Here is an 11,476-nt window from a genome sequence, read left to right as displayed (position 1 = left end):
ATGTTCGGCGACTTCGACATCAACTTCGTCATCTTCGGGGTCATGCCCTATGTCGCGCTGACGATCTTCCTGGTGGGATCGATCGTGCGCTACGAGCGGGACCCCTTCACCTGGAAGAGTTCCTCGAGCCAGCTCCTGCGTCGCAAGCAGCTGATCTGGGGTTCGATCCTGTTCCACGTTGGCATCCTGACCGTGTTCTTCGGGCACCTTATCGGCCTCTTCACGCCGATCTGGGTGCTGGATGCCATCGGCATTCCCTATGCGCTGAAGCAATGGATGGCGGTGCTGATCGGTGGCCCGGCTGGCATCGCCGCCCTGATCGGATCGACCATGTTGATCCATCGCCGCCTGGTCGATCCGCGCATCCGCGTGACATCGACTTTCCCCGACATCCTGATCATGGTCCTGATCTGGCTTCAGCTTGCCATCGGCCTGCTGACGATCACCCAGACACTGCAACACATGGACGGGTCGGAAATGGTCCGCTTCATGACCTGGTCGCAGAGCGTGGTCAGCTGGAACATCAACGCCTGGGTCACCGTCGTCGACGTGCACTGGCTCTACAAGCTGCACATCTTCCTCGGTCTCATCATCACGGCGCTGTTTCCGTTCACGCGGCTCGTCCACATCTGGTCCGGTTTCGCCGCGCCGTTCCGCTACCTGCTGACGCGGCCCGGCTACCAGATCGTGCGGTCGCGGCGGCATCGCCCGCTCGAGGAACGCCGCCGCGCCTATGACAAGGTGCAAGCCAAGCGCGGTCCTACCGCCACGACGCCAGCGGAGTGAGCCAGATGAACGTGGCCCTGTTTCCCGATGTCGTCGTGAACGGCGAAACCATCCCCTCGGCGGCAATCGCCGCCGAGGCCCAGAACCACAGCGCCCCTAAAGACAAGCCGGGGATCGCCTGGCGCAAGGCCGCGCAAGCATTGGCGATCCGTGCACTGCTGTTGCAAGAGGCGAAGCGACGGGGGTTGACGGCCGACCCGCTCGAGCTGGCTCTTGGGCGGTTCGAGACAGACGACGAAGCCCTGATCCGCGCCCTGCTGGACGAGGCGCTGGTGATCGAACCCGTCGGTGAAGAGGCCGTGCGCGCGGAATGGGAGAAAGACCCCGCCCGATATCGTTCGGCACCGCTCTGGGATGTCTCGCACATCCTGTGCGCCTGCGATCCGCGCGACGAAGCCGAGTGCGCCGCGGCCGAGGCACGGGCCATTGCCCTGCTGGCGCGACTCGACGGCGATGCCAAGGGATTTGCCGCTGCCGCGCGCGAAAGCGATTGCGGTTCGAAGGCTTCTGGCGGCCATCTGGGTCAGCTTGGCCCCGGCGACACCGTGCCGGAGTTCGAGGCAGCCCTGCGCTCCCTGACCGAAGGGGCCGTGACCCCGGCGCCCGTGTTATCGCGCCACGGCTGGCATATCATCCGACTGAATGCCACGGCGCCGGGGCAGGTGCTGCCCTACGACACCGTTCGGCCGAAGATCGCGCAGGCGTTGGAAAAGGCAGCCTGGGCGCGCGCCTCGCGCGCCTTCGTGGAGAGCCTCGGTCAAGGGGCGCAGATGTCCGGCGCAAGCCTGACGCCGATCTGAACCACGCGAAAGGACGTGTGATGAAACCGTCAGAGACAGTGACGCGCGGAAGTGGCGACAAACCGACGAGTCCGAGCCTGCTCGCAAATCCTCTGGACTTCATCAGCGAAGACCACCTGCGCGAACGTCAGATTTGCGCAGTTATCGACGCGCTGGCAACGGCGGACGCTTTCAATCGCCAAGAAGCGACAGCGGTGCTGCGCTTTGTGAACGAGGAACTGAACGTCCACCTGCGCGACGAGGCTGAGGACCTGTTCCCGCTTCTTGCCCGGCGCTGCACAGAAGAGGATGCGATTGAGGGTGCGATCGACCGGATCAGGGCCGATCAGGATGAGGCGATGCGTCTGCTGCCCGAAGTGCGAGCGATGCTCACTCGTTGCCTCGATAGAGGGGCCGATCTGTCCTCCAAGGAGCGCGGGGTGTTGTCCAGGTTTGCGGGGCACGTGCGGCGCCACCTCGTTGCCGAAAACGCGATCCTCTTGCCGATTGCCCGCGCCCGGCTGACCCGGGCCGATCTGCGGATCCTGTCGAAACACATGCGCTCAAGACGCGGGCTGCCAGATTTCCCGGAGACGACCGATGCTGAATGACCTTCTGGCGCGCAACGTGGCGTGGTCGAAACAACGTCACGACGAAGAGCCCGACTATTTCACCCGCCTTGCCGCCCTTCAGGCGCCCGAGTTCTTCTGGATCGGCTGTTCGGACAGCCGGGTGCCGGCCAACGTGGTCGCGGGGCTCGATCCGGGCGAGGTTTTCGTCCATCGCAACGTTGCCAACATCGTTCATTCCTCGGACATGAACCTCCTGTCGGCGCTGGAATTCGCGGTCGATGCCTTGCATGTACGCGAGATCATCGTTTGCGGCCACTATGGCTGCGGCGGGGTCAAGGCCGCGACCGAGGATCTGCCACACGGTCTGGCCGATCACTGGCTCGAGCCGATCCGGCGCCTCGCCCGTGCTTATGCGGTCGATCTGGGGCGCGAAGCCGACCTCGAGGCACAACGCGACCGGCTGGCCGAACTCAACGTGGTCGAAGGCGTGCGGCGCGTCTGCGAGACGCCGATCCTGCAGAAGGCATGGCGCCGCGGAGCCGATGTCCGCGTGCATGGCCTGATTTACGGGCTCAAGGACGGGCGCCTGCGCGATCTCGATTGCAGCATCGGGCCCGGGCATTTCCAGCCTACCCATTCCGCCGAGGAGGCAGCACAATGACCATCCATCAAGCCATCGCGTCACCGGGCTGCGGCTGTGACAGTCAGGACATGCTTCACGCGCTGATCAGCATCGACGAGGCACTGACCCGGATTGCAGGGAATGTAGCACCGGTCGGCCGCACCGAGGCCCTGTCGCTCGACCACGCCTTTGGCCGCATTCTTGCCCAGCCGGTCCGGTGCCGGTCCATGGCACCGGCTTTCGATAATGCGGCAATGGATGGCTATGCAATCGCGACATCGGCCCTGACTGGCGCTGGACCCTGGGTGCTGCCAGTCGTTGCGCGCGTGCCTGCCGGGCAGGCGGTGACGACGCCGGTTGCAGGAGCCGTGGCGGCCCGGATCTTTACGGGCGCGCCAATCCCCAATGGCGCGGACGCTGTCGTGATGCAGGAGGACGTCCTGCGTGACGGGGACGTCATTCATCTGTCGCGCCGACCCGAACCGCGCTTGAACATCCGCCGTGCGGGCAGCGACATGGCCAAGGGTGCGACCGTTCTGGACAAGGGGCACAGGCTCGGCCCGAGGGAGATCGCCGCCTGTGCCGCCGCCGGTGCAGGCATTCTGCGCGTTCGGCGCAAGCTCCGCGTAGCACTTCTGGTCACCGGCGACGAGGTGCGCCGCGCTGGTGGCGCGCGCGAAGCCGCCCAGATCTGGGACGTCAACACTCCGATGCTGACGGCAAGCCTTGCAGCTGCGGATGTCGACATCGTTGCCTCGGATCATGGTGCCGACAACCTTGCCGGCCTTGTCCGTCAATTGGGCGACATGTCGGCGCAAGCCGATCTTGTTATCACCACGGGCGGTATCTCGGTGGGCGAAGAAGACCATGTCAAGCCGGCCGTCACGGCACTTGGCGGCGAAACCCTGTTCAGCGGCGTTGCGATCAAACCGGGCAAGCCGGTGTCGGTCGGGCGCATCGGCAAGGCGCACTGGCTTGGATTGCCCGGCAACCCGGTATCGGCCTTCGTCACATGGCAGGTCTTCGGACTGGCGCTGATCCGTGCCCTGAGCGGCGCGGGACCCGCCCCGACCCGACGGCATGTCGTGATCGCAGGCCCAATCCGCCGCAAGCCCGGGCGCTGCGAACTCCGGCCCGCCAGGCTCGCCGGTTTCGATGCACATGGTCGCGAGGTCGTCGGTTTCGAGGATGCCACACATTCGGCCCGTGTCGGGCTGCTCTCTCCAGCGGACGGGCTGATGTTTCTGCCCGCCGACGTCGAATCCCTGCCAGCCGGTGCGCTGGTTGAATTCCAACCTTTTTGCCAATCCTGAAGGAGCCCCGGACATGAAACTCGCCTACACGATGGCGCCCGGACGCGGCGATACGGATCTGGTGCTTGAACGGCTGGCAGCGAACCTCGCAGCCCGGGGCCTCAGATGCTGCGGCACTGTCCAGATCAACAGCGAGCGCGCCGATGCCGGCCCCTGCGACATGGATGTGCGGGTGCTGCCCGATGGTCCCGTTCTGCGCATCAGCCAGGATCTTGGCCCGCAGGCGCGGGGGTGCCGCCTCGACCCTGCCGCGCTTGAAACGGCGGTGGGTCTGGTCAAGGTCAGCCTCTCATCCGGCGCGGACCTGCTGATCGTCAACAAGTTCGGAAAGCACGAGGCGGAGGGGCGGGGGTTCCGCGACGTGATCGCCGAGGCGGTTGCGATGGAGATCCCCGTTCTGGTCGGTCTAAATGCGCTCAACCGACCGGCCTTCGAGAGTTTCGCGGAAGGGCTGGCAGTTCAGCTACCGTCTGATCCCGCGGCGCTGATGGCTTGGGTTAAGGAAGTGACAACGAGGGTTGACGAGGTGGCCTGAGGTCAACCGACGCGCGCGACTTCCCGTCCCTCCTCCCGCCATTCCGGCAAACCGCCCTCCAGCCGCCGTGCGTTTAGCCCGTGGCGACGCAGGGTGGCGGGCCTGATGGGCCTATCGGATCAGGCCCGCCCAGTGCCAGCGGGAGGGGGGCTACTCGACAGCCTCGATGAACCGCCCGTATTCCTCGCTCACTTCCCTGGCATCCACAAAGGCTCGCGCGCGCTCCTCGTCGATGCAGCGGAAATACTCCTGCACGTCGGCGATGTAGGCCTCGAAATCCCCCCGGATCAGGTCCGCGTAGGCGCGCATGTCTTCTCGGGACGCGGGCAGGAACGGCCGTTCCGGCGGGATGCAGGCATGGGCCGGACCACTCACCACAAGGACGGTGATCAGCAGCGCGAGGGGGATGTTGCACGCACAGGACATGTGCAGGGCAAAACTCCTTTGCCGCCTTTAAGATCACGATTTTGTCGGCTATCACCGTTATCGGAGCAAGGCGAACTTCGTCAAGTCGTTTTAATTGTCTTGCTATCGTTCATGTTGTCTTGTATCGCCCGCGGTGTTGCGACCCCGTGGGCCCGAGACTGCACCTAGGCAGAAGAAGGACCCAAGGGAAGGCCATGATAGAAGAAGCACCGAATGTGGTTACAGAAGACGGGCTGCGCGGCCTCTTGGCCCAGGGCTATCTCATCGAGGTGGTCTGCAAGGAAGGCGCCGAGAAGCGCCACAACAGCTGGTACGGCACCTGGGTCATCCGGGCGGTTGCCCCGGATGGGGGGGACGACAAGATGCTCGTCACCAGCCGCAGCGTCCTCAAGCTGCGCGATTTCAAGACCATCGTCGGCCTTGTCAGCTTCCTTGCCGACATGGGCTGCACGACTGCCAGCATCCCGCTCATCGAAGGCGCCCGCGAGCGCCATGCAGCACCCGGGCGCACGCCCGAGCCACGAACCGGCCCGGTTCTGGTCAAGGACAACTGACCGCGCATTTGCGCTCGTCGTTGCATTGGGTACAGGTGTTTGTTCAGCACCCTTGGCCCTTGCCGACGGTTTCATCTTCCAAGTCAGTCCCGATGGTCGACTGATCAACACAACTGACACCACGAGCAACTTGCGCTCGTTCACCGGTGACGACGACACCCAGAATGGGCCCCTTCCAGATCGTCTCTTTCTCTTTGCAGCACCGCAGTCCCGTGGGGATGATGCTCCCCTGAGCGATGTGACAGCTGCCGCGGCGATCGCCCCGCGCGCCGTCCGCGCCTCCCCCGAAATCCTCCGCGCCATCGAGACCACGGCGCTGCGCTACGGCAGCCATGACGCCCTGCGTCAGGCAGGTCTGTCGGTCAGCGATTGGGCGCTGTTCTACCGCGCCAACATCGAGGTCGAGAGCGCCTACAATCCCGGCGCCTTGAGCCCGGTCGGCGCCATCGGGCTTGGCCAGCTGATGCCCGATACCGCGCGCGATCTCGGTGTTGACCCCCATGACATCGCCCAGAACCTCGACGGCTCGGCGCGTTACCTGCTGATGATGCTGGAGCAATTCGGCGATCCGGCGCTGGCGCTTGCGGCCTACAATGCCGGTCCCCATGCGGTTACCCGCCATGGCGGAATTCCCCCCTTTCGAGAAACCCAAGGCCATGTGGCCCGTGTGACAGCCGTGTTCCAGCGGCTGAGAGGAGACCTTTCGTGACGTCCAAGAATCTTCAAAGCGTGCTCCGCGCGCGGGCCGTTGTCGCGCTCGGCGCAACCGCCCTCATCGTGCTGGCGGGACCGGCACTGGCCCAAAGCATCGACCTGTCGCCCGTGCAGACGCTTCTGCAGGGCATCGTCGATGCGATCACTGGCCCCTTGGGCATCGTGATCGGCACGCTCGCGCTGATCGGCGTCTTCCTCTCCTGGCTCTTCGGCATCCTCGATTTCCGTCAGGCGCTCTGGGTCGTGGTCGCGATCGCGGGCATCGCCGCGGCGCCCACCATCGTCGCCGCCATCTGGACGACCTGAGCAAAACCCATGTCCGACCAGTCCCGCGTGTTCATTGGCCTTCTCAGGCCGCCCAAGCTGATGGGCTTGCCGATCATGTACGCCATGGTCTGGCTCTTCGGCTCGACGCTCCTGTTCCTCTGGGTCCAGAGCTGGGTGGTGGCCGTCTTCGCGGGGCTGGCCTGGCCGGCGCTCTGGAAGGCCGCGGATTGGGATCCGAACTTCCTCGATGTCATGGTGATCACTTTGCAGGAAACCCCGCCCACGACGAACCGCAAGCTTCACGGGGGCGACAGCTATGCCCCGTGATGGAATTGCCGATGACGTGGCCGACACACTCGATCCGCTGACCGCGCTACCCGCATGGGTCAAGGGCGAGAAGCGGCTCTCGTCGATGCTGCCCTATGTCAGCCTCGTGACCGACCGGACGATCCGGACGCGGGGCAACGAGCTGATGCAATGCATCCGGATCGAAGGGGTGAACAGCACCACGAGCGAGGATGGGCATCTCGACCGGATCGGCGGGCTTCTCGCCGGGATCGTCGCGCAGGTGGGGACGGAGTTTTCCTTCTACCTGCACAAGGTGTCAAAAGCGGTCGATGTGACCCTACCGTCCATCCCGGGCGAGGGGTTTGCCGCCGCAGTCGACAAAAGTTGGCGTGCACATCTGGGTCAATCCGGCCTGCGCGACAAGACACTGACCTTGACCGTGCTGAAGCGCCCGGAGGCGGGCAGCCGTCTGCACTTCGGTCTGGGCGCGTCGCGTGCGCGTCATGCAGCGGACACAACACGCCGCTTGCGCAAGCTCGACGAGGTCGTGGGGTTTCTCCTGTCGTCCTTCGATGAGCTGAAGCCCCGCCTGCTTGCTGCCAGCACCGGCGAGCTTCTGGGCTTCCTCGGTTCACTCAACACGGGCGAGGAACACCCGCTCTTCCCGCGCTCGCGCCTGGGCGTGATCGCCGAAGATGTTGCCAATACCCGCGTCACCTTCCGGGGTACGACCGTCGGGCTGTCCGACGGTGCTGTGGGCGACAAGCTCGGCGCGATCTTTGCGGTGAAAAACTACCCCGCGAAGACCGACAGCCTGATGCTCGACGAGCTGAACCTGCCCGTCGACATGGTGGTCACCCACTCCTTCGTGCCGATCAACGCCAATATCATGGCAGGCCGCATCAAGCGGCAGCTGCGCCTCATGCAGGCGGCCAATGACGGGGCCGTCAGCCTCGCGCAGGAGTTGGAACTCGCCCAGGACGATCTGGAATCCAAGCGCCTGATCTTCGGGGAACACCACATGACAGTGGCTGTCTATGCGCGCAGCAAAGCGGCGCTCGACGACATCGCGGCCGAGATCCGCAACATCTCGGCCACCTCCGGCATCAACCTGATCTCGGAAGCTTTCGGGGCACGGGCGCATTTCATGGCGCAGCATCCGGGGAATACCGGGGCGCGCAGCCGCAAGGCCGCGATCACGAACCACAACTTCGCCGATCTCGCGACCTTCCACCGCACCCCGCTCGGCAAGACTGGTCGGGAAGTGCCCTGGGGCGTGCCGATCACGCTCTTCCCGACACCCGAGCGGAGCGGCTTCCGCTTCAACTTCCACGAACAGGGCTCACCGGATCGCGAGCCCACGGGTGGGCACACGCTGATCCTGGGGCGTCCCGGCTCGGGCAAATCCGTGCTGGCGGCTTTCCTCATGACCATGGCACGGCGGGCAGGGGCGCGGGTCTTCGTCTTCGACTATCGCGCCGGCATGGAAATGGCGGTCCGCGCGCTCGGCGGCAGCTATTCGACCGTGCGGGCAGGGCGACCCACGGGGCTCAATCCGCTGCAGACCGAGATCGATGCCCGTGGTCAAGCCTGGCTTGCCGATTGGCTTGCAAGCCTCCTCGAGCGCCGCGACCGGCCGCTGACTCCGGTGCAGACCAACCGCCTGCAGGAGGTCGTGCGCCAGAATGCAAGCGCCGGGAACGCGGGGCTGCGCAACTGGTCCGACTTCGCCTCACTCCTCGTTTCGACCGATGATGAGGGCGACCTCTTCGAGAGGATGCAGGAATGGACGGCCGATGGTCGCTATGGCTGGATCTTTGGGGCGAACGCAGTCGACACGTTCCAGATCGGGGGCAGCACCGACGCTGACGTCGCAGGGTTCGACCTGACCGGCATCCTCGACTCTGAGAGCGAGCGGGAACGCATGGCGGTCCTCTCCTACCTCTTCCGCCGGGTCGAGCGCGTGATCGAGGACCGCAAGCCCACGATCATCGTGATCGACGAGGCTTGGAAGGCGCTGGACAACGCGTATTTCGCGGAGCGGCTCTCGAACTGGCTGGTGACCGCGCGTAAGCAGAACGCCGTCGTCGTGATGATGACCCAGTATGCCAGCCAGCTCGAGCGCACCAGGACCGGCAAAACCATCGTCGAAGCCGTGCCTACCCAGGTGCTCCTGCCCAACATCCGCGCCTCCGCCGCTGACTACGCCATGCTGGGCCTCAGTGAGAAAGAACTCGACGTGCTTCTGGGCGTCGGGTCGGCGTCACGGCTCGCCCTAGTCCGAGATGACCGGGGTGCTGTGGTGATCGATGCCGATCTCAGCGCCCTCGGTCCCCTCGTGACCATCCTTGGCGGCATGGAGAAGGGCGAGGCCCTTGTCGGCCCCGATTACCGTGACCGCCCTGATTTCTGGAGAGTGACATGACCCGTACCATCTTGCGCAGCGCCGTGCTGCTTTGCCTCGGCCTGACCCTTACGGCTTGCGCGCAGCATAACCCCGCGCAAGCCAATTGCTTCAACTTCCGCGACGCGCTTGTACAGGCAGGAACTGCCACCGCCACGACGACGATCTCGACCATGGGTGCCGCCGTCACGCGGCGCGATACGGCTTGCGATTTCGTGATGCTGGAGGCGGGTGGCTGAGCGGATGCGGAGCTGGCTCCCCCTCTCGATGGTCAGCCTGGCGCTGGCTGGCCCCGCTGCCGGGCCAGCCAACGCCCAAGGCGTGCCGACTTTCGACCTGCGCCTCTTCGCAGAGCGGCAGGCAATCCTCGATCAGACCGATCAGGATCTGGCGCTGCAGCAGGACCGGCTGACCCGCGAGGAGGAGCTGGCCGAGATCGAACGCCAGCAACTCGCCTCCCTCGAAGGATTGGTGGATGCCATGTCCCTCGGCTCCGGCGATGTGGCTGGCACCGTGGCCGGGCTCGAGGCGGGGCAGGGGGCTGTTGAGGACGTCGAGAGTGCTGCGGCCAGCCTCTATGCGCCCGAAGACAACAACCCGGCCTCAGCCCGGATGTTCGGCGATGCCCGGGAAGGAATTGAGGAGCTGATCATCCGCGCTGCGCGCGACACCCATAGCCTGCCCGGGGTGAGCCGCGCGGGGCTGTCGCTGGTCCAGTGGCGCTGCCTACTGCAAGCGCTGATCTGGCAGGAAAGCCGCTTCCAGATCGGGGCACGCTCGCCCGTCGGGGCCTTTGGCCTGACGCAGATCATGCCCGCCACCGCAAGCGATCTTGGCATCAACCCCGCCTATTACGACGACCCGTACCTTCAGGTCACAGGCGGCGCGCGATACCTCGCGATGATGCTGAACATGTTCGATGGCAACATCATCCACGCGCTTGCGGCCTACAACGCAGGCCCGGGCAACGTGCAGGACTACGGCGGCGTGCCGCCATTCGCAGAGACCCAGCACTACGTCGTGGTGATCCCGCAGCAGTACAACAGCTATCTCGCCGCCGTCGGCGGCATCGATGCGCTCGGCACCATCGACCCCGTCCTTCTGGCGAACGCGAGCTTCAGCCTCTCGGCCCATGGGGCGGGTGTCTACGGCGATTATTCACTGGTCTCGGTCCGTGCCGCCGCCTTGCGCGTGCAGGACATCATCACCCGCATCGGCGAAACCGAAGACCTGCACGAGGCCATCGCGCTTAACACCTACGCGCGCGCCGAACTGGCCCGGCTGGTCGCGATCCGCACACGGATCAAGGCCGCCCACACTCAGCCGCTGAGCGAGGAACAACTCGCGATGGCCGCCGCCCAAGCAGCCGAGCGGCAGTTCATGGATTTCACCCAGGAGACATTGCGATGATCCGGCGTTTGTACCGTTCCCTCACCACCACCGCCGCGACCCTCGCGCTGACCACTGCCCTTGCGGGGCCAGTCACCGCACAGGGCGTGCCCACGGTCGATACCCAGAACATCGCCCAGGAAATCCGCCAGCTTCAGCAGATGCTGCAGGATTTCGGGATCCAGACCGATCTTCTGGACAATGCGCTGGCGCAACTCGAGACGCTGCAAGGCCAGCTCGATCAGCTGAACGAAATGTATGCCTCGCTCACCGGGCCGCGCAGCATCCTCGGGCTTGCCATGGGCGGCGATCTCGATGGCCTCCTGCAGGCGAATTTTGAAGACATCCCGGGCCTGATCCGGGGCATTCAAGCCGGGGATTGGTCGAGCCTGATTGGCCCCAACGCAGGGCCCTTGCGTACGCAGATGGAACAGGCGCTGGCCAGTGCAGGCTTCGACGAGGACTCGCTGCGCGAGATCGCCACCAGTGGCAATCCAGGCGCGGAAGGTGTCGCGACGCGCGCCACGACCGGCGCCGTGATGTCCGCGGCGGCCCAGAACAGCCATGCCGAGGCGGCGCAATCGCTCGAACGCGTCGAACTACTCGTTTCGATGATCCCCGACATGGAGGACCTCAAGGAGTCGATGGATCACAACACCCGCGTCACGGCGGAACTCGCCATCGCCATGACGCGGATGTGGGAGCTTGAAGCCATCCAGACACTCGGCGCGGGCAACGCGGGCGTGGTGGATGCGGCCACGGTCGCCGAAGAGCGCCGCTACATGGACTTCACCCTGCCGAGCCTCGCACCATGAGCAAGGTACCGG

Annotated in this window: 15 protein-coding genes; 14 read left to right on the top strand and 1 reads right to left on the bottom strand. The window is 65.1% G+C overall.

All coding sequences use genetic code 11. The features are described from left to right. Genes narI through VDQ18_RS05440 form a run of 6 tightly spaced genes read left to right on the top strand, consistent with a single transcriptional unit; the run spans position 1 to position 4,607 of the window. Positions 1–786 (top strand): respiratory nitrate reductase subunit gamma, encoded by a 786-nt coding sequence (gene narI, locus VDQ18_RS05465; RefSeq protein ID WP_109565322.1) that lies wholly within the window; start codon positions 1–3, stop codon positions 784–786. Positions 787–791: 5 nt separating this feature from the next. Then, positions 792–1,586, top strand: a complete 795-nt coding sequence (locus VDQ18_RS05460) for a peptidylprolyl isomerase (RefSeq protein ID WP_323019992.1) — start codon at positions 792–794, stop codon at positions 1,584–1,586. Positions 1,587–1,606: 20 nt separating this feature from the next. Continuing rightward, positions 1,607–2,176: a hemerythrin domain-containing protein gene (locus VDQ18_RS05455; RefSeq protein ID WP_323019991.1), complete on the top strand. Its 570-nt coding sequence runs from the start codon at positions 1,607–1,609 to the stop codon at positions 2,174–2,176. Then, entirely contained in the window at positions 2,166–2,798 is a 633-nt protein-coding gene (locus VDQ18_RS05450) for a carbonic anhydrase (protein WP_323019990.1), read from the top strand. The genes VDQ18_RS05455 and VDQ18_RS05450 overlap by 11 nt, the downstream gene beginning before the upstream one ends. Then, positions 2,795–4,072 carry a gephyrin-like molybdotransferase Glp gene (gene glp, locus VDQ18_RS05445; RefSeq protein WP_323019989.1) on the top strand — a complete coding sequence of 426 codons (1,278 nt, stop codon included), beginning with the start codon at positions 2,795–2,797 and terminating at the stop codon, positions 4,070–4,072. The genes VDQ18_RS05450 and glp overlap by 4 nt, the downstream gene beginning before the upstream one ends. 13 nt (positions 4,073–4,085) lie before the next feature. After that, the gene (locus VDQ18_RS05440) at positions 4,086–4,607 is read left to right on the top strand and encodes a DUF2478 domain-containing protein (RefSeq protein ID WP_168624901.1); all 522 of its coding nucleotides are present in this window, start codon (positions 4,086–4,088) and stop codon (positions 4,605–4,607) included. A 150-nt stretch (positions 4,608–4,757) separates the two neighbouring features. On the opposite strand, the gene VDQ18_RS05435 is transcribed toward VDQ18_RS05440, so the two are convergent. Further along, positions 4,758–5,033: a hypothetical protein gene (locus tag VDQ18_RS05435; protein ID WP_323019988.1), complete on the bottom strand. Its 276-nt coding sequence runs from the start codon at positions 5,031–5,033 to the stop codon at positions 4,758–4,760. Positions 5,034–5,227: 194 nt separating this feature from the next. Here VDQ18_RS05435 and VDQ18_RS05430 point away from each other — a divergent pair, with 194 nt between their 5' ends. The 8 genes from VDQ18_RS05430 to VDQ18_RS05395 all read left to right on the top strand — a co-directional run bounded on the left by VDQ18_RS05430 (position 5,228) and on the right by VDQ18_RS05395 (position 11,464). After that, entirely contained in the window at positions 5,228–5,587 is a 360-nt protein-coding gene (locus tag VDQ18_RS05430; RefSeq protein ID WP_323019987.1) for a hypothetical protein, read from the top strand. A 130-nt stretch (positions 5,588–5,717) separates the two neighbouring features. After that, positions 5,718–6,296 carry a lytic transglycosylase domain-containing protein gene (locus VDQ18_RS05425; protein ID WP_416235088.1) on the top strand — a complete coding sequence of 193 codons (579 nt, stop codon included), beginning with the start codon at positions 5,718–5,720 and terminating at the stop codon, positions 6,294–6,296. Positions 6,297–6,316: 20 nt separating this feature from the next. Then, positions 6,317–6,607, top strand: a complete 291-nt coding sequence (locus VDQ18_RS05420) for a TrbC/VirB2 family protein (protein WP_416235087.1) — start codon at positions 6,317–6,319, stop codon at positions 6,605–6,607. Between the two features lie 9 nt (positions 6,608–6,616). Continuing rightward, positions 6,617–6,895, top strand: a complete 279-nt coding sequence (locus VDQ18_RS05415; RefSeq protein WP_323019984.1) for a VirB3 family type IV secretion system protein — start codon at positions 6,617–6,619, stop codon at positions 6,893–6,895. Further along, complete coding sequence (locus tag VDQ18_RS05410) at positions 6,885–9,281, top strand: type IV secretion system protein B4 (protein ID WP_323019983.1); 2,397 nt, start codon at positions 6,885–6,887, stop codon at positions 9,279–9,281. The genes VDQ18_RS05415 and VDQ18_RS05410 overlap by 11 nt, the downstream gene beginning before the upstream one ends. After that, positions 9,278–9,499 carry a hypothetical protein gene (locus VDQ18_RS05405; RefSeq protein WP_323019982.1) on the top strand — a complete coding sequence of 74 codons (222 nt, stop codon included), beginning with the start codon at positions 9,278–9,280 and terminating at the stop codon, positions 9,497–9,499. Before VDQ18_RS05410 ends, VDQ18_RS05405 begins: the two co-directional genes overlap by 4 nt. Before the next feature lie 4 nt (positions 9,500–9,503). Further along, entirely contained in the window at positions 9,504–10,670 is a 1,167-nt protein-coding gene (locus VDQ18_RS05400) for a lytic transglycosylase domain-containing protein (RefSeq protein WP_323019981.1), read from the top strand. Further along, a complete protein-coding gene (locus VDQ18_RS05395; protein WP_323019980.1) occupies positions 10,667–11,464 on the top strand; it encodes a type IV secretion system protein in 798 nt (265 codons plus the stop codon). Before VDQ18_RS05400 ends, VDQ18_RS05395 begins: the two co-directional genes overlap by 4 nt. Positions 11,465–11,476 lie beyond the last annotated feature (12 nt).

This window comes from Pararhodobacter sp. (genome assembly GCF_034676075.1).
In the GTDB taxonomy this organism is placed as follows: domain Bacteria; phylum Pseudomonadota; class Alphaproteobacteria; order Rhodobacterales; family Rhodobacteraceae; genus Pararhodobacter.
The sequence above is the reverse complement of the archived record's forward strand: the minus strand, read 5'-3'. Positions and strand labels throughout refer to the sequence as shown.